The organism is Kitasatospora sp. GP82, from assembly GCF_029892105.1.
Classification (GTDB): Bacteria; Actinomycetota; Actinomycetes; order Streptomycetales; family Streptomycetaceae; genus Kitasatospora.
Map to the genome: position 1 here is coordinate 1 of NZ_JARZAJ010000013.1, position 21862 is coordinate 21862.

Annotated in this window: 18 protein-coding genes and 1 pseudogene; 10 read left to right on the plus strand and 9 right to left on the minus strand. The window is 71.2% G+C overall.

The features are described 5' to 3' along the window. Positions 1-104: pseudogene (locus tag P3T39_RS15280) on the plus strand (dolichol-phosphate mannosyltransferase); the annotation flags it as partial. A gap of 138 nt (positions 105-242) precedes the next feature. On the opposite strand, the gene P3T39_RS15285 reads toward P3T39_RS15280, so the two are convergent. Beyond that, positions 243-2570, minus strand: coding sequence for a serine hydrolase (locus P3T39_RS15285; RefSeq protein WP_280698113.1), 2328 nt, complete (start codon positions 2568-2570; stop codon positions 243-245). A 326-nt stretch (positions 2571-2896) separates the two neighbouring features. Here P3T39_RS15285 and P3T39_RS15290 point away from each other — a divergent pair, with 326 nt between their 5' ends. The 3 genes from P3T39_RS15290 (at position 2897) to P3T39_RS15300 (ending at position 5069) form a co-directional block, all read left to right on the plus strand. Further along, positions 2897-3634, plus strand: a complete 738-nt coding sequence (locus tag P3T39_RS15290; protein WP_280698115.1) for a GPP34 family phosphoprotein — start codon at positions 2897-2899, stop codon at positions 3632-3634. 371 nt (positions 3635-4005) lie between these two features. Then, complete coding sequence (locus tag P3T39_RS15295; RefSeq protein WP_280698116.1) at positions 4006-4863, plus strand: helix-turn-helix transcriptional regulator; 858 nt, start codon at positions 4006-4008, stop codon at positions 4861-4863. Next, positions 4860-5069 (plus strand): DUF397 domain-containing protein, encoded by a 210-nt coding sequence (locus P3T39_RS15300; RefSeq protein WP_280698117.1) that lies wholly within the window; start codon positions 4860-4862, stop codon positions 5067-5069. Before P3T39_RS15295 ends, P3T39_RS15300 begins: the two co-directional genes overlap by 4 nt. A 61-nt stretch (positions 5070-5130) precedes the next feature. Here the strand turns inward: P3T39_RS15300 and P3T39_RS15305 are convergent, their stop codons facing one another. Beyond that, positions 5131-6249: an ADP-ribosylglycohydrolase family protein gene (locus P3T39_RS15305; RefSeq protein WP_280698118.1), complete on the minus strand. Its 1119-nt coding sequence runs from the start codon at positions 6247-6249 to the stop codon at positions 5131-5133. A gap of 234 nt (positions 6250-6483) precedes the next feature. Further along, on the minus strand, positions 6484-9102 hold the full coding sequence (locus P3T39_RS15310) for a bifunctional FO biosynthesis protein CofGH (RefSeq protein WP_280698119.1): 2619 nt from the start codon (positions 9100-9102) through the stop codon (positions 6484-6486). 175 nt (positions 9103-9277) lie between these two features. Here P3T39_RS15310 and P3T39_RS15315 point away from each other — a divergent pair, with 175 nt between their 5' ends. The 3 genes from P3T39_RS15315 to P3T39_RS15325 all read left to right on the plus strand — a co-directional run bounded on the left by P3T39_RS15315 (position 9278) and on the right by P3T39_RS15325 (position 12388). Further along, entirely contained in the window at positions 9278-10483 is a 1206-nt protein-coding gene (locus P3T39_RS15315) for a DUF2092 domain-containing protein (protein WP_280698120.1), read from the plus strand. A gap of 80 nt (positions 10484-10563) precedes the next feature. Further along, positions 10564-11496: an ABC transporter ATP-binding protein gene (locus tag P3T39_RS15320; RefSeq protein WP_280698372.1), complete on the plus strand. Its 933-nt coding sequence runs from the start codon at positions 10564-10566 to the stop codon at positions 11494-11496. Next, positions 11483-12388, plus strand: a complete 906-nt coding sequence (locus P3T39_RS15325; RefSeq protein WP_280698121.1) for an ABC transporter permease — start codon at positions 11483-11485, stop codon at positions 12386-12388. Before P3T39_RS15320 ends, P3T39_RS15325 begins: the two co-directional genes overlap by 14 nt. Before the next feature lie 42 nt (positions 12389-12430). On the opposite strand, the gene P3T39_RS15330 is transcribed toward P3T39_RS15325, so the two are convergent. Further along, the gene (locus P3T39_RS15330; RefSeq protein ID WP_280698122.1) at positions 12431-12808 is read right to left on the minus strand and encodes a hypothetical protein; all 378 of its coding nucleotides are present in this window, start codon (positions 12806-12808) and stop codon (positions 12431-12433) included. A 215-nt stretch (positions 12809-13023) separates the two neighbouring features. Beyond that, on the minus strand, positions 13024-14010 hold the full coding sequence (gene rarD, locus P3T39_RS15335; protein WP_280698123.1) for an EamA family transporter RarD: 987 nt from the start codon (positions 14008-14010) through the stop codon (positions 13024-13026). Positions 14011-14134: 124 nt separating this feature from the next. On the opposite strand from rarD, the gene P3T39_RS15340 reads away from it, so the two are divergent. Further along, positions 14135-14425 carry a hypothetical protein gene (locus P3T39_RS15340; RefSeq protein WP_280698124.1) on the plus strand — a complete coding sequence of 97 codons (291 nt, stop codon included), beginning with the start codon at positions 14135-14137 and terminating at the stop codon, positions 14423-14425. A 21-nt stretch (positions 14426-14446) separates the two neighbouring features. Here the strand turns inward: P3T39_RS15340 and P3T39_RS15345 are convergent, their stop codons facing one another. Then, complete coding sequence (locus tag P3T39_RS15345; RefSeq protein WP_280698125.1) at positions 14447-15211, minus strand: TetR/AcrR family transcriptional regulator C-terminal domain-containing protein; 765 nt, start codon at positions 15209-15211, stop codon at positions 14447-14449. A gap of 119 nt (positions 15212-15330) precedes the next feature. Between P3T39_RS15345 and P3T39_RS15350 the strand changes: the two genes are divergently transcribed. Both P3T39_RS15350 and P3T39_RS15355 read left to right on the plus strand, forming a co-directional pair. Further along, positions 15331-15927 carry a DUF5701 family protein gene (locus tag P3T39_RS15350; protein ID WP_348534350.1) on the plus strand — a complete coding sequence of 199 codons (597 nt, stop codon included), beginning with the start codon at positions 15331-15333 and terminating at the stop codon, positions 15925-15927. Between the two features lie 257 nt (positions 15928-16184). Further along, a complete protein-coding gene (locus P3T39_RS15355) occupies positions 16185-17657 on the plus strand; it encodes a CehA/McbA family metallohydrolase (protein ID WP_348534351.1) in 1473 nt (490 codons plus the stop codon). A gap of 180 nt (positions 17658-17837) precedes the next feature. On the opposite strand, the gene P3T39_RS15360 is transcribed toward P3T39_RS15355, so the two are convergent. From P3T39_RS15360 to P3T39_RS15370, 3 genes are all read right to left on the minus strand, one after another. Next, positions 17838-18881, minus strand: a complete 1044-nt coding sequence (locus P3T39_RS15360; RefSeq protein WP_280698127.1) for a 2-oxoacid:ferredoxin oxidoreductase subunit beta — start codon at positions 18879-18881, stop codon at positions 17838-17840. After that, the gene (locus P3T39_RS15365) at positions 18874-20844 is read right to left on the minus strand and encodes a 2-oxoacid:acceptor oxidoreductase subunit alpha (protein ID WP_280698128.1); all 1971 of its coding nucleotides are present in this window, start codon (positions 20842-20844) and stop codon (positions 18874-18876) included. Before P3T39_RS15365 ends, P3T39_RS15360 begins: the two co-directional genes overlap by 8 nt. Positions 20845-21059: 215 nt before the next feature. Beyond that, complete coding sequence (locus P3T39_RS15370) at positions 21060-21722, minus strand: response regulator transcription factor (RefSeq protein ID WP_280698129.1); 663 nt, start codon at positions 21720-21722, stop codon at positions 21060-21062. Between the last annotated feature and the right edge of the window lie 140 nt (positions 21723-21862).

A 21862-nucleotide genomic window follows, 5' to 3' on the forward strand; every position in this document is an offset into this window, starting at 1 on the left:
GCGCCTCCAAGATGAGCCGCAACATCGTCATCGAGGCCCTCTGGCGCGTCACCGCCTGGGGCGTCGAATCCCGCCTCCAGCAACTCACCGCCGGCCGGAAGTAGCAGCCGGGAGCAACGGCTGCAAGCAACAGTCGCCGCAGCCTCTTTCGGGTGAATCCACCCGACGGCTCCGCCCAACAGCGGGTGGGGGGCAGGCGCCTGGCGCCTGCCCCCCCACCCGGGTGCCGATACGACTGCCGGTCAGAGGATGCGCAGCAGGCGCGACATGATCGACGGCGGGTTGAGGCCGGACTGCAGGGTCACCGGGACCTCCACCTTGCCGTCGCCCTCACCGGCGGAAACGGTGCCGACCTCGGTACCGGCCTTGGCGGTGTGGCCGACCTTGGCCGGGTTCAGGGTGACCTTGGCGGTGACGCCGGACCAGCCGGCCACCGTGAGGTCCTTGGACGCCACGACCGCAGCCTTGCCGCCGAGCCCGTCGTCCACATAGCCGACCACATCGCCCTGCTTGGCGAGGGTCTGACCGGTGAGGCCGTTCTGGGCCGAGGTGATGATCTTCTGGCTGACGGTCTGGGCGGCCTTGAGGATGTTGTCGGTGGCCGTCGGCGGCTGGCCGAGGGTGACACCGAGGATCAGCCGCTTGGTGCCGCCGATCTCCTTGACCGCAGCCCACATGAGGCAGGAACCGGCGGGGGTGCTGGAGCCGGTCTTGACGCCGATGACACCGTTCTTCGGCGAGAGCAGGTAGTTGGTGTTGTAGATCCGCTGGCCGTTGAAGTTGGTGTCCGGCGTGGCGACGACCCGCTGGAAGACCTCGTTCTGCATGACCTGCTCGGCCAGCTTCAGCTGGTCCTTCGCGGTGCTGGTGGTCTTCTCGTTGTAGCCGGCCGGGTCGGCGTAGCTGGTGTTGGTCATTCCGAGCTTGGCGGCCTCGTCGTTCATCTTCTTGACGAACGCCTCCTCGCTGCCGGCGTCCCAACGGGCGAGCAGCCGGGCGACGTTGTTCGCCGACGGCAGCATCAGCATCTCCAGCGCCTCGTACTGGGTCAGCTTCTGGCCCTCGGTCAGGGTGACCCGGGACTGGTCGGCGTCGCTGGACTCCGAGGCGGCCTGCTTGTCGACCGTGAGCACGGGGCCCATCTCACCCTTCTTCAGCGGGTGGTCGCGCAGGACGATGTAGGCGTTCATCACCTTGGTGACGCTGGCGATCGGCGCCGGGGTCTCCTGACCCGAACTGCCGAGGCTGCCCACACCGACCACCTCGGCGGTGGCCTGGCCCTTGGTCGGCCACGGGATGTTGAGCGCGTCGCCGTTGAAGGTGAACGAGCCGGCGAGGGAGAGCTTGGCCTTCGGGTCCGGCAGGGGTCGCAGCAGCTGGCCGGTCACGAGGACGCCGAGTACAACGGCCAGGAAGACCGTCCAGATCGTGATCCGCTTGACGGCCCGTTGCAGCGGGGTGACCGGACGGCGGCTGAGCGCGGCCAGCACCTCCATCGCCTCGGAGGTGGTCTCCGGGGTCGGCAGCGGCAGCGGAGCGGGCGGCGGCACGGGAGCCGGGTCCGGGATCGGCAGCGGCTTGGGCGCCGGGATCGGCGCCGGTACGGGCACGGGGCGGGGGGCCGGGGTCGGCTTTGGCTCCGGTTCCGGCCTTGGCTCAGGTTCCGGCGTCGGCTCAGGTTCGGGGGTGGGCTCGGGCCCGGGCTCGGGGACCGTCCCGGCGGAGGGCTTCGTGCTCTCCTTCTTCTTCCCGTTCGTCCTCGCGGGCCTGACGGTCTCCACGGTCACCTCGGACGCCGTGACGTCAGCGGCCTCCGCAGCCTCAGTGACCTCAGCGGCCTCGGCGGACTCCGCAGCCTCGGGGCTGCCCGAATCCTTGAGGCCCTTCGAGTCCTCCGGCTCCTTCGAGGACTCCTTCAGCGCCGCGCCGGCCGCCTCCCGGCCGTCCCGCATGGCGAGACGCGGATCGGCCGCAACCGGCTTCGCCGTCGCCTCGGCAACGTCCTCGGCCGTGTCCTTGTCGGTGGCGTCAGTGCTGTCGGTGGCGTCGGCGTCCTTCCGGTCGGCGGTGTCCTCGGCGGGATCCTCGCTCTTCACCGACGCCTTGGCGGACTTCGGGGCCGCCGAGTCCGCCGAGGCGGCACGGAACTCGTCCGGGAGCCGGAGCGCGGTGGTCCTGTTGTCCACCGGGAGGCGGAGCATCGTGGTCTTGCTGTCCACATCGCGGACCCTCAACTGAACCGTGGAGCCGCCCTTCCCGGCCTCGACACCGGTCTTGACGTCGCCCTTGACGCCGGATTCGGCACCGGGTTCGGCACCGGCCTTGGCGCCGGCCTTGGCGCCGGATTCGACACCGGCCTTGGCGCCGGATTCGACACCGGCCTTGGCGCCGGATTCGACACCGGCCTTGGCGCCGGATTCGGCACCGGCCTTGGCGCCGGTTTCGGCACCGGCCGCGACATCGGCTTCGGGCTCGGCCTTGGCCCCGGCATCGGTCTTCGCGGCCGACCGCTCGGACGCGGCCTCCTCCGCTTCCCCGCCGCTGCGCACCTTGTCGGGGGACTCGCCCACGTAACCCATCCTCCTCGTCCGCCCGGCCCACCGCCGACCCGAGCCCGTGCCGGCCCGTCCCCGGGCCGACCTGATTTAGTACGGCTTCTCGCCGCGCCTCTGCCGCTGTACAGTCTCCGCCACTGACGGCCATTCCGACCGCCAAACCCCGCCCGACCGGCCGTTATTCTCCCCGCCGGACTCGCCTGCGGCCAGTTGGAGTGTCAGACGCGAGGCCCGTGGTGGCCGGTTCCAGCCTGCCCGGCCAAGGTCACGATTCGGAGGCGTACTCGACAAGCCACTGTGAGAGGCGTCACTCTGTCATTCATCCACGCGGGGAGGCTTGGATGGGCAAGAGCCGCAGAACAATTCCCGAGGAACTCCTGCTGCTCGCCTTGGACCCGACCACGGGTACCACGGCGCAGCCGCAGACCCTCGACCTCGGACTCGCCGGGGCACAGCTCGTCGAGCTGTCCCTGGCCGGAAGGATAGTCCCGGACGGGGACCGGATCGCCGTGGTGCTGCCACGGCCGACCGGTGACCCGACCCTGGACCATGCGCTGGAACTGCTGCGCCGTCGCGGCAGTCCGGTGCGGGCCGCGCACTGGATAGGCGGCCCCCGGTTAGGGCTCCGTCAGACGTACCTGGCGCACCTGGAACGGTGCGGCATGGTGACGGCGGTGCCCGGCCAGGTGTGCGGTGTGCTGCCGACGACGCGCTATCAGGCGTCGGACGACTGTATGAACGCCGCCATCAAGCAACGTCTGGACACCGCCATCCGCACCGGCGTGCCGCCGGACCCCAGGACGGCCGCACTGGCCGCACTGGCGCACGCCGTCGGCCTGGGGAAGCACCTCTACCCGGGCAACGAGGGAAGGTCCTCAAGGTCACGCCTGCGCGACCTGATCCGGTACGACCCGCTCGGCGGGATGGTCGCGCACGCGGTGGTGGACGTACAGAACGGCCTGCCCGCCCAGGCGAACCGCACCTCGGCGAACGGACGGGCAGCAGCCGCCGGGCGCCCGGCGGCGCCCCGGACTCCGGCAGGCGGCCGGAGCGTCGCGGCGCGGGTGGGCGCGCGATGAACGGCGCACGCCGGGTCTAGGAGCGGTGATCACGCACATGTGGGGCGGTCCGCCCGGCACCCAGCTGCCGGACGGGCCGCCCCACAGCCTTTTCCCGGCCGATACCGCGTGCTCCCCGCACTGTGGCGTACCCGAAGGCGGCGCTCCGGAGGCCGAGCCGCCTATATCGGTTCGGCGCGTCGGGCGCAAGAGGGGTGATCCCAATTAAGCGCTTTTCCGATGATCTGCTCTAGTGCGCTGCTGTGATTCCCCGGCGCCGTCCTGAGCCGAGATGACATGCTGCTTCAAGTCAGGGGGGGTTGGTACCAATTTCCACAGTGTTCCGAGGCGCGACGTTCATGGGCGTGCCAGAGGTCCGGCCGGAGGTCGATGTGTCCGCCAGCATCAATCCCACAGTTCGGCGACGACGGCTCGGCGCCGAACTACGGCGCCTGCGCGAGCTGCGAGGCATGACGGCCGAGGAGGTGGCCGGCCGCCTGATGGTCTCCCAGTCCAAGATCAGTCGCTTGGAGAACGGCCGACGCAGCATCAGCCAGCGTGACGTCCGCGACCTGTGCGAGGTCTACGAGGTGGCCGACGAGCGGGTGCGGGCCGGGCTGATGGAAATGGCCAGGGAGTCCCGGCAGCGCGGCTGGTGGCACGAGTTCGGCGACATCCCCTACAGCGTGTACATCGGCCTGGAGGCCGAGGCCTCCTCGATCCGGGCCTACGAGTCCTCCTTCGTGCCCGGTCTGCTGCAGACCCGCGAGTACGCCGAGGCTGTCGTCCAGGGCACCCAGCCCGACACCGACACCACCGCCGTCAAGCGCAGGGTGGACGTCCGGCTCAAACGGCAGAGCCGGATATACGGGGAGAACCAGCTCCCCAGCCTCTGGGTGGTGATAGACGAGGCGGTGCTCAAACGGGAGGTGGGCGGGCGCGAGGTGATGTCGGATCAGCTCTTCCAGCTGCTCCTGCTGAGCGAGCGGCCGAACATCAACCTCCAGGTGATCCCGTTCCAGCACGGCGCGCATCCCGGCATGACCGGGACATTCTCCCTGCTGGAGTTCCCCGAGTCAGCGGATTCGACGGTCGTCTACTTCGAAGGAGTGACGAGTGATCTCTACCTGGAGAAGGACGCCGACGTACGCCGCTATACCAATCTCTACGACCACCTGCGGGCAGCAGCGCTCAGTGTGGCGGACAGCCGGTCTCTGATACAGAACTATGCAGAGGAGCTCAAGCAATGACCACCACGACCACGGGCAAGCTCACCTGGCGCAAGAGCAGCCACAGCGGCGGCAACGGCGCTTGCATCGAGATCGCCGTGCCGTCTACCGCGACCATCGCCGTCCGCGACTCCAAGGACCCCGAGGGCCCTCAGCTGCACTTCTCCAGGGCGGCCTGGGCCGCCTTCGCGGCAGCCGCCGGCACCGGCGCGTTCGGCGAGGTCTGAGCGGCACCGTCCGTCGGTCCGGGTGCCCGCCGCGTACGGACGCGGCGGGCACCGCCGTGTCTCACACCGGATAGCGCTCGGTCCACACCGCCCCGTCGGCGGCGGGCAGTTCGGGTCCGTGGAGTTCCTGGCCGTGCAGCAGTTCGAGGACGAAGTCGTCGGCCAGCTCCAGGATCGTCCCCCGGCCCTCCAACTCGGCCAGCAGCGCGGGCGGCAGGGCACTCTCCCCGTGCACGGCGCCCAGCAGATTGCCGCAGATCGCCCCGGTGGAGTCGCTGTCGCCGGAGTGGTTGACCGCCAGCAGCAGCCCGGACCGCAGATCGTGCGCCACCAGCGCGCAGTAGAGCCCGATGGCCAGTGCCTCCTCGGCCACCCAGCCCTCGCCCAGCGACTCCACCCGCTCCGCCGAGGGCTCCCCGGCACGTACGGCGTCCAGGGCCGCGCGCAGGGCGGCGGTGGTCTCCTCGTGCGCGGGGCGCTCGGAGAGCAGCGCCAGCGCCAGGTGCACCCCCTCCTCCAGGGTGCCGCCACGGGCCGCCGTGTGGACGATCACCGCGAGCGCCCCGGCGGAGAGGTAGCCGGTGGGGTGGCCGTGGGTCAGGACCGAGCACTCGACGGCCAGTTGGAAGACCAGCCCGGGCTCCCAGGCCACCAGCAGTCCGAACGGCGCGGCACGCATCACCGTGCCGCAGCCCTTGGAGTGCGGGTTGCGCGGCGCGTCCAGGGTGCCGAGCCGCTCGGCGTCCGGCCCGGTCAGCCCGCTCAGGCAGGCCTGGCCCGGCGCCCGCTGGGCGTAGAGCCACTCCTGGCGGCCCAGCCAGCCGAGGTCGGCGGTGCGCTCGTCCGGGCCCCAGGCGCTCTGGGTGGCGGCCCAGCGCAGGTAGGCGCGGTGGACGTCGGTGGGCGGGTGCCAGGAGCCGCCGTCACGGCGGATGTGCGCCCGGACCAGGCCGTCCACGGTGAAGAGCACCATCTGGGTGTCGTCGGTGACGGCCCCGCGCCGCCCGTACGCGGGCACGTATCCCGTCACTCCCTGTGGGCCGTGCGCGGCGCGGATCTTCCCCAGCGAGTCGAACTCGATACCCGCACCGAGCGCGTCACCGATCGCCCCGCCGAGGAGACAGCCCCGGACGCGGCTACGGAAGTCCTGTTGCTGCGCGCGGGACCAGAGTGGCAACACGGGGCGGCACCTTTCGTCGGTCGGCTCGTCGGCCGCCTGCCGGGCCCGGCAGGCTCCGGCCGAAGGATCCGCGCTCGCCGGACGGCTTCGAGCGCCCCCGCACTTTAGTCGAATACGGTGTCGATTCGGCCCTGCTGAAGGAACACCGGATCGCCGACGGATTGATGCCGCCCGTGCTCTCCGGCGGCCGCGACCGCCCGCCGGGCCCGCGTACGGCCCGGGCCCGTCCTGCGGTTACTCCAGGACCGGCAGCAGCTCCGGCAGGTGCCCGTCGGACGCCAGCGCCGCGGCGCGGCGTTCGGCGGGCACCTCGCCGTAGGTGGTGGTGCGCTGGCGGGACGGGCGGCCGGCGGCCTCGGCGATGGCCTCCAGATCACGGATGGACTTGTAACTTCCGTACGCGGAACCCGCCATCCGGGAGATGGTCTCCTCCATCAGCGTGCCGCCGAGGTCGTTGGCGCCCGAGCGGAGCATCTCGGCGGCGCCCTCCGCGCCCAGCTTCACCCAGCTGGTCTGGATGTTGGGGATATGGGTGTGCAGCAGCAGCCGGGCCATCGCGGTGACCGCCCGGTTGTCCCGCATGGTCGGCCCCGGCCTGGCGATGCCCGCCAGGTAGACCGGCGCGTTGGTGTGGATGAACGGCAGGGTCACGAACTCCGTGAAGCCACCACCGCTGTTGAATTCGAGGGAGCGCTGCTGGATCTCCGCGAGCAGGCGCAGATGGCCGAGCCAGTGCGCCGGGGTGTCGACATGCCCGTACATCATGGTGGACGAGGAGCGGATGCCCAGCTCATGGGCGGTGCTGACCACTTCGACCCAGGTGGCGGCGGGCAGCTTGCCCTTGGTGAGCACCCAGCGGACCTCGTCGTCGAGGATCTCCGCTGCCGTGCCGGGGATGGAGTCCAGCCCGGCCTCCTTGGCCTGCTGGAGCCACTCGCGGATCGAAAGACCGGTCCTGGTGGCCCCGTTGACGACCTCCATCGGCGAGAAGGCGTGCACATGGATACCCGGCACCCGCTCCTTCACCGCCCGCGCGATGTCGAAGTACGCGGTGCCCGGCAGGTCGGGGTGGATACCGCCCTGCATGCAGACCTCGGTGGCGCCGACCTGCCACGCCTGGGCGGCCCGGTCGGCGACCTGCTCCAGCGAGAGGGTGTACGCGTCGGCGTCGGTACGGCGCTGTGCGAAGGCGCAGAAGCGGCAGCCGGTGTAGCAGACGTTGGTGAAGTTGATGTTCCGGGTGACGCAGTAGGTGACGTCGTCGCCGACCACCGAGCGGCGGACGTCGTCGGCGATCCGGCACAGCGCGTCCAGGGCCGGTCCGTCGGCGTGGAAGAGTGCCAGTGCCTGCTCGTCCGTCAGCCCGGTCGGGTCGTCGGCGGCGACGTTCAGCGCCTCCCGCACACTGCCTGCCAGACGTTCGGGGGCAGTGGGGCGCTCCACGGGAGTTGACGCGACCTGCTCACGCAGGGCCTCCCAGTCGCCGTACACGTCCTCGAAGTCGGCGCGGCGGTCACCGGTGCGGCCCTCGGTGTCGATGGTGCGGTGCAGCTCGGTGCGGCCGGAGGAGGCGGGCAGGTCCTCGGGCTCCTGCCAGGGCAGGCCGACCGGGCGGGTGTCCGCCCGGGCCAGGCCGGTGGCCGGGTCGGCGAGCGCCTCGATGTGCGGCAGGATGCGCGGGTCCAGCCAGGGCTCGCCGTGCAGCACGTACTCGGGGTGGACGGCGAGTCGCTCGCTCAGCCCAAAGCCCTGCTCGGCGGTCCGCTCGGCCAGTTCCTCGATCTGCGGCCAGGGGCGCTCGGGGTTGACATGGTCCGGCGTCACCGGCGAGACCCCGCCCCAGTCGTCGATGCCGGCGCTGATGATCAGCTCGTACTCGCTGTCCACCAGGTTGGGCGGTGCCTGGACACGGGCGGAGGGGCCGAGGAGCAGTCGGGTGACGGCGATCACGGCGGCCAGCTCCTCCAGCTCGGCGTCGGGCATCGCCCGCATCGCGGTGTCCGGCTTGGCCCGGAAGTTCTGCACGATCACCTCCTGGATGCCGCGGTACTGCCGGGCGATCCGGCGGATCGCGAACAGCGCGTCCGCCCGCTCCTCGTACGTCTCGCCGATACCGATCAGCACCCCGGTGGTGAACGGGACGGAGCTGCGCCCGGCGTCCTCCAGCACCCGCAGCCGGACGGCCGGTTCCTTGTCCGGCGAGCCGTAGTGCGGGCCGCCCGGCTCGGACCACAGACGGGTGGCGGTGGTCTCCAGCATCATGCCCATCGACGCCGCGACCGGCTTGAGCCGCTGGAACTCCGTCCAGCTCAGCACACCGGGGTTGAGGTGCGGCAGCAGACCGGTCTCCTCCAGGACCCGGATCGACATCGCGCGCACATAGGCCAGGGTGTCGTCGTAGCCGTGCGCGTCGAGCCACTCTCGGGCCTCGGGCCAGCGGTCCTCGGGGCGGTCGCCGAGCGTGAACAGGGCCTCCTTGCAGCCCAGCGCCGCGCCCTGCCGGGCGATCTCCAGCACCTCGTCGGGCGACAGGAACATCCCGTGCCCCGCCTTGCGCAGCTTGCCGGGGACGGTGACGAAGGTGCAGTAGTGGCACTTGTCGCGGCAGAGCCGGGTGAGCGGGATGAAGACGCTCTTGGAGTACGTGATCGTCCCGGGCCGCCCGGCCTCCACCAGACCCGCGTCCCGGACCCGCGCGGCAGTGGCACAGAGATCGCGCAGGTCGTCCCCTCTCGCCTGGAGCAGCACCGCCGCCTCGGCGACGTCCAGGGCGACGCCGTCCCGGGCGCGGCGCAGCGCACGCCGCATCGAGGTGACGGTCGGTGAGGGGTGTGGGGCGTCGGTTGCGGCCATGGGGTGACGATACCCAGCTTTCCTCCGATCGGAGGAGGCAACCCTGAGGCGGCATCAGGGTTGCTTGCGCCGGGAGACGTACACGGATGTGGCCCTGAAGAGCGATGCCCGAACGAGTGGCCGAGGTTTCTAATGGAGGGGCAGGACAGTTGAGTACTACGGAGGGTTGGACGTCATGGTGGAGCAGGACCTCCCCTACCGGCCGCGGCGGCGGACCGCGCTGCGCGTACTGGTGCCCGTCGGTGTGATCGCGGTGGCGGCGACGGGGATCGGGCTGGTGCCCGCGCTGGCCAGCGACTCCGCACCGAGCCTGCCGTCGGTGACGGCGGAGCAGCTGGTCGCGAAGGCGCTCGGTTCGGACACCCAGGCGCTGTCGGGCACAGTTCAGGTGTCCGCGGATCTGGGTGTGCCCGCGCAGCTGCTGGGTGCGGCCGGTGGGGCCTTCGGCAGCGGCGCCCACGGCGGTGGCGCGGGAGGCTCGGGTCGCGGCAGCGCGGATCCGACGGCCAAGCTGACGCAGCTGCTCGGCGGCGAGCACACCCTGCAGGTCGCGATTGACGGCCCGGACCGGCAGCGGATCGGCCTGATCGGGGGCCTCTCCGGCTACGAACTGGTGCACAACGGCCAGCAGGTCTGGGCCTGGGACAGCAGCACCAACCAGGCGCTGCACCTGACGGCCCCGCAGGGCGCCGCGCAGCACGGTGAGCGGGCCAAGGCCCCGCTCACCGGTGCGCCGACCACCCCGCAGGCGGCGGCGAAGCTCTTCCTGGGCCAGAGCGCCGCGACCACCTCGGTCACGGTGGACGGCACGGCGACGGTGGCCGGGCAGAAGGCGTACCAGCTGAGTGTGAAGCCCAAGCAGTCCGGCTCCACGATCGGCGAGGTGCGCGTCTCGGTGGACGCCGACAACGGTGTGCCGCTGGCGGTGCTGGTGAAGTCGGCCGACGGCGGCAAGGTGCTGGACGTGCACTTCAGCTCGGTGTCCTTCGCCAAGCCGGACGCCAAGACCTTCGACTTCAAGGCCCCCAAGGGCGCGAAGGTGACGGAGCGCCGGGCGGACGACGCCGCCGCGCAGAAGCAGCACGAGGGTGCCGCGCCGCACGCGAAGCCCGACGGCTTCAATGTCGTCGGCGAGGGCTGGACGGCGGTGCTGTCCGGCAAGCTGCCCGGCGGCCAGGTCTCCCCCGCCGCCGAGGGCAAGCACGGCAGGAGCCCGGTCCCGCAGGACGCGGCGGGCTTCGCCAAGGCGCTCGGGAAGCCGGTCAACGGCGGCTCGCTGATCAGCACCAAGGTGCTCAATGTGCTGATCACCGACGACGGCCGGGTCTTCGCCGGCGCCGTCACCCCGCAGGTCCTGCAGACTGCGGCCGGGGTGAAGTAGTGACGACTGCTCCCGACACGGAGCAGGTACGGGGTCGGGCCGACGCTGTCGGCCCGACCCCCGCCGCCGCTCCGGACGACGTGATCCGCACCAGCGGGCTGACCAAGCGGTTCCGGGGCGGCCAGCTGGCGGTGGACGGGCTCGACCTGACGGTCCCCCGGGGCAGCGTCTTCGGCTTCCTCGGCCCGAACGGCTCGGGCAAGACCACCACGATCCGGATGCTGATGGGCCTGATCGCCCCGTCCGCCGGTGTCGCGACGGTGCTCGGCGCACCCATGCCGCAGTCGGTGGGCTCGGTACTGCCCCGGGTCGGCGCGCTGATCGAGGGCCCGGCCCTGTACGGCTTCCTGTCCGGGCGGGACAACCTGGCCAGGTTCGACGCGGCCGACCCCACCTCCGACCCGCGCACCCGGGCACACCGGGTCACCGAGGCCCTGGACCGGGTCGGCCTGACGGCGGCCGCGAGCAAGAAGGCGCGGGCGTACTCGCTCGGTATGAAGCAGCGCCTCGGTCTGGCCTCGGCCCTGCTTCAGCCGCGCGAGCTGCTGGTACTGGACGAGCCGACCAACGGCCTGGACCCGCAGGGCATGCGGGAGATCCGCGCGCTGATCCGCGAGGTGGCGGCGGACGGCACCACCGTGTTCCTCTCCTCGCACCTGCTGGACGAGATCGAACAGGTCTGCACGCACGCGGCGGTGATGTCCAAGGGACGGCTCGTGGTGCAGGGCACGGTCGCCGAGCTGGCGAGCCGCGCACAGGGCCGGCTCGTGGTGCGCACCCCCGACGTCGTCGCGGCCACCGATGTGCTGACGAAACATCGGGTGACCGATCTGCGCGCGGACGAGGCGAGGGTGGACGGCATCGCCACGGCGCTCGACGAGGAGTCGCTGCCGAGGCTGTGCGCGGCACTGGTCTCGGCCGGAGTACGGGTGCACGGCTTCGGCCTGGAGCGGGGCACGCTGGAGGACGCCTTCGTGGCACTGACCGGGGAGGGTTTCGATGTCGCAGGCTGAGGCACTGGAGGCCGGCACGACGCCGACGGCCCGCACGGCCGGGGCCGCGGCGGCCCCGAGGGCGCAGACGGCTGCGGGCTTTGCGGCGCTGTTCCGCAGCGAGCTGGTGCTCACCTTCCGCCGGACCAGGACGATCGCGCTGCTCGGCATCCTGGCGGTGCTGCCGGTGCTGATCGGAGTGGTGGTGAAGATCCAGACCGACGGCGCCTCGGGCGGCCAAGGTCCGGCCTTCATCGCCCAGGTGACGCAGAACGGGCTGTTCCTGGTGTTCACTTCACTGGCGGTCGCGCTGCCGGTGTTCCTGCCGATGACGGTGGGCGTGGTGGCCGGTGACTCGATCGCGGGCGAGGCCGCCACCGGGACCCTGCGCTATCTGCTGGTCGCCCCGGCGGGGCGGACGCGGCTGCTGGCGGCCAAGTTCACGGCCGGGCTGGTGTTCTGCCTGGCCGCGACGCTGTCGGTGGTGGCGGCCGCGGTCGCGACGGGTGCGGCGCTGTTCCCGCTCGGCGAGGTGACGCTGCTGTCGGGCGACACCATCGGTCTGGGTGCGGCGCTGCTGCGCGCCGTCCTGGTGGCCGGGGTGGTGGCCGCCTCGCTGGCCGGGCTGGTGGCGATCGGGCTGTTCATCTCGACGCTGACCGGCAGCGGGATCGCCGCGATGGCGACCACCGTCGTTCTGGTGATCACGGTGCAGATCCTGGACAGCTTCCCGCAGCTGCACGCGATCCAGCCGTTCCTGTTCACCCACCGGTGGCTGAGCTTCGGCGATCTGCTGCGGATGCCGATGCACTGGGACAACGTCCTCCAGAACCTCGGCCTCCAGTCCCTCTACGTCGCAGTCTTCGGCTCGGCCGCCTGGGCCCGCTTCAGCAGCAGGGACATCACCGCCTGACCGCCGCCCCAGGGCAGGGGCGAACCACACAGGGGCGCGGGGTCAGGGGCTGGCGGTGGCTCGGGAGGTTGCCACGGCGCAGGCGAGCAGTGGCAGTTGGGTCGGGGCGATCAGGAAGAGCGGGGACCAGTCCGGGCAGACCAGCCGGACCCCGGCCGTCAGGCCGTACAGCCGGGCCCGGTGCGACCCCCTGAGCTCCACCCGGTCCAGCCGGTAGGGGGGCTTCAGGGCGAGGGCCGGACGTCCGTGCCGCCGCCACTGGATGGCCATCGGGCCGCCGCCCGTCCCGGCGGTGAGGAGCAGCTCACCGGTCTCGGCGGCGTCCAGCTCGCGCCGCACGGCGAGCACCCGCACCGTCCTGCCTGAGGCGAGCGCGGCGCGCCGGAACGGCCTGGCGAACTGCCCCGTGAGCTGGACCATCGCAACCCCTCCTGCGGCCCCTTCGGGATGGGTACGGCATCCCGGACGTTAGCAGGAGACGGACACGCGTGAGGCGATCCGACGAGGAGATTTCACACGGAGGAGTCCCGGCCCCGGCGGTCGACCGTCGCCCTGCGCCGCACGCGCAATCACCCGCCGGGCCAGGCATTTTGAAGGATCAGCCCATTGTCTTCCCAATGCCGAAGCAGCCTTGCTCAGCTGCTGCGGACAGCAGCCGGGACCTCTTCCGCAGGGCCGGCCGCAACGCCGCCGGGCGCCGCCGCCGCGACGGCCGAGCGGGACTTGCGCAGGTTGCGCAGCGCGTCGTAGGTGAGCAGCGCGAGCGCCACCCAGACCAGGGCGAAGCCCGCCCAGCGGGCCGGGGGCATCGACTCGTGGAAGACGGTGACTCCCAGCAGGAACTGGAACAGCGGTGCCAGGTACTGGAGCAGGCCGAGCGTGGTGAGCGGCACCCGCAGGGCGGCCGCGCCGAAGCAGAGCAGCGGAATCGCGGTCACCACTCCACTGAGCATCAGCAGCCCCGTGTGTCCCCAGCCGTAGTCGGCACCCGTGTGCCCGAGGGTGGTCCTGCCCTGGACGGCGAGGTAGACGAGGTAGCCCGCCGCCAGCGGGAACATCGCGGCGCTCTCCAGCGCGAAGCTCTCCAGTCCGCCGAGCGCGACCAGCTTCTTCAGGAGTCCGTAGGTCGCGAAGGAGAGCGCCAGGGTGAGCGCGATCCACGGCGGACGCCCGTACGCGGCGGTGAGCACGACCACCGCCAGCACGCCGATGCCGACCGCCGTCCACTGCGCGGAGCGCAGCCGTTCGCGCAGCACCAGGACACCGAAGGCGATGGTCACCAGGGGGTTGACGAAGTACCCGAGGCTGGTCTCCACGACGTGCCCGGAGTTCACTCCCCAGATGTAGACGCCCCAGTTGACCGAGATCACCGCTGCGGCCGCCACCGAGAGCGCCAGCCTTCGGGGTTGGGCCAGCAGCGGCCGGATCCAGGCCCAGCGGCGCTGCACCAGCAGGATCAGCAGGACGGCCACCAGCGACCAGGTCATCCGGTTGGCGAGGATCTCCGCGGCCCCACTGGGCTCCAACAGCGGCCAGTAGAGCGGGAACAGCCCCCATATTCCGTACGCGGCGAAGCCGAACCAGAACCCCCGGCCGGCCTCGTTCTGGGATCCCTCTGCCATGCCCGGCCTGCCCTCCACGCGCGCTTGTCTCGTGCCGACCGTAGCGGGCGGAAGCGCAGCTGTCATCTCCGTTCCCATATTTTGGTCATGACATTGCCTGTCGCCCGCTCCGCAGACGCCCGCCATGCGCCGCCCGGGGGGCGCCTTCGGCCTACCGGTCGTGGAGCGCGGCAAGGCGGGCCTTGCCCACTTGGCCGGCCCCGAGGCGTCGGTGCAGTGGGCGCACTGGTGGAGCCGGGAGCTGCTGCAGCAGGACGTTCCCGGTCGCGGGTTCTTCGCCCCGGACTCCGAGTTCGGTGACGGCGCGGAGCTCGGTGCCTCGACGCGGGAGTGCTTCGACGACGCCGTGCGGTGGAGCTCCGGTGATCCGGAGGCCGGCCTGACGGTCGGACCGTCAACTGCCGGGTCGCGGTGACGGCAGCGGCGCGGTTCGCGCTCAGCGCGCGTCGATCAGCGCGGCCAGCCCGTCGAGCACCCGTTGCAGCCCGAACTCGTAGGCGTGCGCCGGGCTGTACGCGCCGCCGTACGCTTCGCCCGCCGCGGTGCCGACACGGGCGGCCGTCGGGTAGCGGTCGGCGTCGAAGACCCGGGTGAGCAGGTCGGCGTTGCGCTCCCACCACTGCCGGTCGTTCAGCGCGCTGTCCTGCTCGGCGGCCCGCTCGTCGGCGGCCATCCGGGCGCAGCTCTGGACGAAGCCGAGCAGGTGGGTGAGGGCCGAGTCCATCTCGACGTCGGTGAGGCCGAGACTTTCGAGGGCGCGCAGCTCGTACTCGTACTTGGCCATCAGGCCGGGGCCGAGCGGCGGGCGGCTGGTGGAGACGGCGGCGATCCACGGGTGCGCGGCGTACAGGGCCCGGTTGTCCTCGGCGACGGCGGCGACCCGGGCTCGCCAGCCGCTGTCGGCGGGAGCGGTGCGCGGCATGGTGCCGTAGAGGGTGTCCAGCATCAGGTCGAGGAGTTCGGCCTTGCCCGGGACGTAGGTGTAGAGCGCCATCGGCGAGAGGCCGAGATCCTGGGCGACCCGGCGCATGGTGACGGCTTCGATGCCCTCGGCATCGGCCACGGCGACGGCGGTGGCGGCGATTTCGGCGCTGGAGCGGGCCTGCCTGGGGCCTCGGCGGGTGGTCTTGGGCTGCGACTCCCCCCAGAGCAGCGCGAGGGTGCGCGCGGGATCTCCTGCGCTGCTGCGGTCCGTGGCCATACGGAAATCTTTCCATGCAAAAACTCCGTACTGTGTATAGTGTACGGCGTACGGAGATTTCACGAGGAGAGGACACGGCGACTTTGACCTTCGACCCGGGAACCGAGTTCGACCGCCAGGTGCAGACGCTGACCGAGAAGGACTACCCGCCGCTGCCCGCCGGGCCGCTGGCAGAGCTGCGCGCACAGGTCGTGGCGCGGGGCGGCGCGATGGCGGAGCCGGAGCAGGGCCGGGCGCCCTTCCTCCTGGTGGTGACGCGCCAACTGGCGCCGCTGGAACGGGCGGTGCCGCTCACCGCACTGGCCGGGAAGGCCAAGCCCGGGATCATCGACCGCCACTACGCACCGGGCGACCTGGAGCGCTTCGAGCCACTGGAGGAGGCGGCGATGCCCGCCTCGCCGCTCTACCTGCTGCTGGACGTCGAGCGCGGCGAGGAGTTCTGCGGCGCGATACCCAAGGACGCCATGGCGGTGATCGCCGAGCGCAGGCGACTGCTGCTCACCATGGAGGAGGGCATCTCCTTCGTCACCCAGCACCCGACCGCGCTGGCCAAGAACAAGTGCTTCTCGCTGGGCGGTTCACGCTGCGGCGACCGCCGCGTCCCGGCCGTCTGGATCAGCCAGGGCGCACCGAAACTGGGCTGGTGCTGGGAGGGCAACCCGCACACCTGGCTCGGAATGGCCTCCGCCGCCGAACGCCTCGGCCCGCAGGCCTGAAGCCGCCCCGGGCCGACGCATCCCCCTGTCGACGTCCACCGTCCCCGCCCCGGCCGGTTCCGGCTCATCGGCGGTTAACCGCACGGGGGGAGAAGCCCTGCGACGGGTCGGCACCCCACAGCCGCGACCGACCCGCGCGAGCCCGGGAGGACACCGTGTGCGCCGACGAGAACTGCCGGCACGACAGCACTTCGCCCGACCTGCCAGGTCGTCGACGCCTGCTCCAGGCCGGTCTGACCGCCGGGGCAGCGGCCGCGGTGACCCTCGCTCCGGCCACCTTCGCGGCCGCCGCCGACGGCGGCGAGCGGACCCAGGTGGTCACCGGCCATCTCCCCACCGGGGCGGCCGACTTCGTCCACCTGCCGGTCGAAGTACCTTTCGGCGTACGGGAGATCGCCGTCTCGTACAGCTACGACAGGCCCGCCGTGCCACCGGGCACCCCGGGCAACTCCTGCGACATCGGCATCTTCGACGAGCGCGGTACCGGCCTCGGCGGCCCCGGCTTCCGAGGGTGGTCGGGCGGCTTCCGGACCTCGTTCGCGATCAGCCGGGGTTCGGCCACCCCGGGCTATCTGCCGGGGCCGATCCGGCCGGGGACCTGGCATGTGGTTCTGGGCCCGTACCAGGTGGCGCCGCAGGGCCTGGACTACCGGGTCGAGGTGACGCTGCGATTCGGCGACCCGGGGCCGGAGTTCACGCCCGTCTACCCGCCGGAGCGGGCCCGTGGGCGTGGCCGGGCCTGGTACCGCGGCGACTGCCATCTGCACACCGTCTACTCCGACGGCCGCCGCCTCCCGGCGGAGGTCGCGGCGGGCGCCCGCACTGCGGGACTCGACTTCATGGTCAGCACCGACCACAACACCTCGGCCTCGCACGGCATCTGGGGTCCGCTGGCAGGACCGGACCTGCTGATCATCACCGGCGAGGAGGTCACCACCCGCAACGGCCACTGGCTCGCCCTCGGCATCCGGCCCGGCGAGTGGATCGACTGGCGCTACCGCTCCCGCGACGACGCCTATCCGCGCTTCGTCCGCCAGGTCCACGGTGCCGGCGGCCTGGTGGTGCCCGCACACCCGTACTGCCCGTACGTGGCCTGCCAGTGGAAGTTCGGGTACGAGGGCGCGGATGCGGTCGAGGTCTGGAACGGCCCGTGGACGTACGACGACGAGTCCGCCGTCGACGCCTGGGACTCCCGCCTCGCCGAGGACCTGCGGCACGGACGCTCCTGGCTGCCCGCCATGGGCAACAGCGATGCGCACAGCGCCCCGCAGGTCGTCGGCCTGCCGCACAACGTGGTGCTGGCGGACGACCTGAGCCGGATGCACATCCTCGACGGGCTTCGTGCCGGGCGCAGTTGGCTCGCCGAGTCCGCCGCCGTCCAGCTGGGCTTCACCGCCACCGGGCACGGCCGCCGGGCGGGCATCGGCGAGCAGCTGGCCGTACCGGCCGACGCACCGGTGGACGTCCGGCTGGACGTCTCCGGCGTGCCGAACGGGACGGTGCGGCTCCTCACCGACGAGGGCCAGTTGCACCAGGAGTCGCTGCCCGCCTCCGGCAGCGGCACCGTCACCTGGCGCACCACCGCCTCCCTGGCCACGTACGTCCGGGCGGAAGTACGCCACCCGAGGGCCGACGGCACACCCGGTCAGGGCAACTCCATGGGCCCGGACCTCCCATGGGGCCAGATGGCCGCACTGACCAACCCGATTCTGCTCCGGATCACCGACTGACAGGAGCACCTTTCCTCAGCGAGCGACCATGCGGCCACCAAAGGGGCGCGGGGCTCTGCTCGACCAGCCCTCTACCAGGGTGCACGGTTGTTCGCGCATGCAGTTGATCGAGCAGAGCCCCGCGCCCCTGTACAGCTTCCCGACTGCCCTCCGAAGGAGCTCCCGGCTGACCGCTGAAGGTTATGAAACCGTCCAGGTGTCCGCGCCGGTCAGCAGGCCGGCGAGGTCGCCCGCGCCCTTGGCGGATGCGGCCTGCTCCAGCTGATCGGCCATCAGCGTGTCGTACACCGGCCGCCGGACGTCCCGCAGGACGCCGATGGGCGTGTGGTGCAGGGTGTCCGCGTCGGCGATCCGGGTGAGTGCGAACGCCCGCGCGGCGCTGGGGTGGTGGACGTCGTGCACCAGCACCTCGGACCGGTTGGCCTCGGTGACCTCGGCGACGTGCAGCTCACCGTCCGCGCCCCGGAAGACGCCCTGGCCGGCGAAGACCATCGGCTGCCCGTGCTCAAGGCGGATCAGCGCCTCGTCCCGGGTGTTCGGGTCCTTGAGGACCTCGAAGGCGCCGTCGTTGAAGATGTTGCAGTTCTGGTAGATCTCCACCAGCGCCGTGCCCTCGTGCTCGGCGGCGGCCCGCAGCACGGACTGCAGGTGCTGCCGGTCGGAGTCGATGGTCCGGGCGACGAAGCTCGCCTCGGCGCCGACGGCCAGTGAGAGCGGGTTGAACGGCGCGTCCAGTGAGCCCATCGGCGTGGACTTGGTGATCTTGCCGACCTCACTGGTGGGCGAGTACTGGCCCTTGGTCAGCCCGTAGATCCGGTTGTTGAACAGCAGGATCTTCAGGTTGACGTTCCGGCGCAGCGCGTGGATCAGGTGGTTGCCCCCGATCGAGAGCGCGTCGCCGTCGCCGGTGACGACCCAGACGCTCAGGTCGGGCCGGGAGGCGGCCAGGCCGGTGGCGATCGCCGGGGCGCGGCCGTGGATGGAGTGCATCCCGTAGGTGTTCATGTAGTACGGGAAGCGGGAGGAGCAGCCGATCCCGGAGACGAAGACGGTGTTCTCCCTGCGGATACCGAGCTCGGGCATGAAGGACTGCACGGCGGCCAGGATCGCGTAGTCACCGCAGCCCGGGCACCAGCGGACCTCCTGGTCCGTCTTGAACTCCTTGGCGCTCTGCGGCGATTCGGCCTTGGGTACCAGCTTCAGCGAACGGAAGGCCTCAGTCATTCTGCTCATCCCCTTCGAGTGTTCCGATCGCCGCGAACAGCACATCCGCCAACTGGGCCGCCTTGAAAGGCAGTCCGCGCACCTGGTTGTAGGACTGGGCGTCCACCAGGTACCTGGCGCGCAGCAGCAGGGCCAGCTGGCCCAGGTTCATCTCGGGCACGATGACCCGGTCGTACGCCTTCAGTACCGCACCGAGGTTGGCGGGGAAGGGGTTCAGGTTCCGCAGGTGCGCCTGGGCGACCTTGCCGCCGTCGGCCCTGACCCGCCGGACGGCCGCGGTGATCGGCCCGTAGGTCGAGCCCCAGCCGATCACCAGCACCCGCGCCTCACCGCTCGGATCGTCAACCTCCAGCGGTGGCACGGTGATTCCGTCCACCTTGGACTTCCGGGTGCGGACCATGAAGTCGTGGTTGGCCGGGTCGTAGGAGATGTTCCCGGTGCCGTCCTGCTTCTCGATTCCGCCGATCCGGTGCTCAAGGCCGGGGGTGCCGGGGATCGCCCACGGGCGGGCCAGGGTCTGCGGGTCGCGCTTGTACGGCCAGAAGACCTCGCTGCCGTCCTCCAGGGTGTGGTTCGGACCGGTGGCGAACTCCGCCCGCAGGTCGGGGAGTTCCTCGACCTCGGGGATCCGCCACGGCTCGGAGCCGTTGGCCAGGTAGCCGTCGGAGAGCAGCATCACCGGGGTGCGGTAGGTGACGGCGATCCGGGCGGCCTCCAGGGCGGCGTCGAAGCAGTCGGCCGGGGTCGAGGGGGCCACGATCGGCACCGGAGCCTCGCCGTTGCGGCCGAACATCGCCTGCAGCAGGTCGGCCTGCTCGGTCTTGGTCGGCAGACCCGTGGAGGGGCCGCCGCGCTGGATGTCGACCACCAGCAGCGGCAGTTCGAGCGAGACGGCGAGCCCGATGGTCTCCGACTTGAGCGCCACACCGGGGCCCGAGGTGGTGGTGACCCCGAGCGCACCGCCGAAGGCCGCCCCGAGCGCGGCGCCGATCCCGGCGATCTCGTCCTCGGCCTGGAAGGTGCGCACGCCGAAGTTCTTGTGCTTGCTCAGCTCGTGCAGGATGTCCGAGGCCGGGGTGATCGGGTACGAGCCCAGGAAGAGCGGCAGTCCGGAGCGCTGGGAAGCGGCGATCAGACCGTAGGAGAGCGCCAGGTTGCCGGAGATGTTCCGGTACGTCCCGGCGGGCAGCTCGGCAGGTGAGATCTCGTACGAGACGGCGAAGCTCTCGGTGGTCTCGCCGAAGTTCCAGCCCGCGCGGAAGGCGCTGATATTGGCCTCGGCGATCTCCGGCTTCTTGGCGAACTTCTGGCGCAGGAAGGTCTCGGTGCCGTGGGTCGGCCGGTGGTACATCCAGGAGAGCAGGCCGAGCGCGAACATGTTCTTCGCCCGCTCGGCGTCCTTGCGGGCCAGGCCGCTCTCCTTGAGGGCCTCCAGGGTCAGCGTGGTCAGCGGCACCTTGTGCAGGTGGTACGCCTCCAGCGACTTGTCGGCGAGCGGATCCGCCGCGTAGCCGACCTTGGCCAGGGCGCGCTTGGTGAACTCGTCGGTGTTGACGATGATCTCCGCGCCGCGCGGCAGATCCGGCAGGTTGGCCTTGAGTGCGGCCGGGTTCATCGCGACCAGCACGTTCGGGGCGTCGCCGGGAGTCAGGATGTCGTGGTCGGCAAAGTGCAGCTGGAAGCTGGAGACGCCTGGCAAGGTCCCGGCAGGCGCCCGGATCTCGGCCGGGAAGTTCGGCAGTGTGGAGAGGTCGTTGCCGAACGAGGCCGTCTCCGAGGTGAATCGGTCACCGGTGAGCTGCATACCGTCACCCGAGTCACCGGCGAACCGGATGATCACCCGGTCCAGCCGCCGGATCGGCTTCGCAGGACGTGACCGCCCACCCGAGGGCGGTGGGGCTGCCCCCTGGCCCTCGCCGTCCGAGCCGCCCACTGCCTCTGACTGATCGACCTGGCTGGTCACTACCGCAGACCTCCTCGTGGAGCACCAGCAGCGGGCGTGAGCCGTGTGCCCCGTCCGCCTGGTGCACCAAAATGCATCCTAAGCTGACCAAGGTTTGACCGAGCCGTAACGTTCCGATGTGTGGCGCTCACTTGGCCGTCATCGGCAACTCGGCTGCCCCCGTCGGGCAGTTGCCCGGCCGGGGCCTGTGCGCCCTACAAGATCAAGATTACTCTTCAGGAGTTGAGGTAGGTGAGTACGGCCAGCACCCGGCGGTGGTCCTCGGGGCTCTGCGCCAGGCCCAGCTTCTGGAAGATATTGCTGACGTGCTTCTCGACTGCGCCGTCCGAGACCACCAGCTGCTTGGCGACCGCCGCGTTGGTCCTGCCCTCCGCCATCAGGCCGAGCACCTCCCGCTCGCGCGGGGTCAGGCCCTCCAGGACGTCGCTCCTGCGGCTTCGGCTCAGCAGCTGCTGCACCACCTCCGGGTCCAGCGCCGTGCCGCCGCCGGCGACCCGCACCACCGCGTCCACGAACTCCCGGACGTCGGCGACCCGGTCCTTCAGCAGATAGCCCACACCCCGGGTGGAACCGGCCAGCAGCTCGCTCGCATAGCGCTCCTCGACGTACTGGGACAGCACCAGCACACCCAGGTCCGGGTAAAGCCCGCGCAGCGTCACACAGGCACGGACACCCTCGTCGGTGTGGGTCGGGGGCATCCGGACGTCGGCGACCACCGCGTCGGGCAGCGCGGCGGCGGCCGCCAGCTCGTGGATGGTGCGAAGCAGCGCCTCACCGTCACCGACACCGGCGACGACCTCCAGACCACGGTCGGTGAGCAGCCGGGTCAGCCCCTCCCGCAGGAGTACCGAGTCCTCGGCAATGACGACGCGCAGCATGGCGGTGGACCCTTCAGATCGGAAGATCGGGCCGCCCAGTCTCCCCCCTGCGGCAGCCCTGCGGGCAGGGCTCCAGGACCACGGAGGCCGGCGGACGCACGGGGGCTTTCAGGCGCGCGAGGGCTTACGGGCATCCACTC

Coding starts and splice junctions, on each gene's coding strand:
- P3T39_RS15290 (WP_280698115.1), top strand. CDS start 2,897: ATGGGCAAGAGCCGCAGAACAATTCCCGAGGAACTCCTGCTGCTCGCC.
- P3T39_RS15300 (WP_280698117.1), top strand. CDS start 4,860: ATGACCACCACGACCACGGGCAAGCTCACCTGGCGCAAGAGCAGCCAC.
- P3T39_RS15310 (WP_280698119.1), bottom strand. CDS start 9,102: ATGGCCGCAACCGACGCCCCACACCCCTCACCGACCGTCACCTCGATG.
- P3T39_RS15315 (WP_280698120.1), top strand. CDS start 9,278: ATGGTGGAGCAGGACCTCCCCTACCGGCCGCGGCGGCGGACCGCGCTG.
- P3T39_RS15325 (WP_280698121.1), top strand. CDS start 11,483: ATGTCGCAGGCTGAGGCACTGGAGGCCGGCACGACGCCGACGGCCCGC.
- P3T39_RS15330 (WP_280698122.1), bottom strand. CDS start 12,808: ATGGTCCAGCTCACGGGGCAGTTCGCCAGGCCGTTCCGGCGCGCCGCG.
- rarD (WP_280698123.1), bottom strand. CDS start 14,010: ATGGCAGAGGGATCCCAGAACGAGGCCGGCCGGGGGTTCTGGTTCGGC.
- P3T39_RS15340 (WP_280698124.1), top strand. CDS start 14,135: ATGCGCCGCCCGGGGGGCGCCTTCGGCCTACCGGTCGTGGAGCGCGGC.
- P3T39_RS15345 (WP_280698125.1), bottom strand. CDS start 15,211: ATGGCCACGGACCGCAGCAGCGCAGGAGATCCCGCGCGCACCCTCGCG.
- P3T39_RS15360 (WP_280698127.1), bottom strand. CDS start 18,881: ATGACTGAGGCCTTCCGTTCGCTGAAGCTGGTACCCAAGGCCGAATCG.
- P3T39_RS15370 (WP_280698129.1), bottom strand. CDS start 21,722: ATGCTGCGCGTCGTCATTGCCGAGGACTCGGTACTCCTGCGGGAGGGG.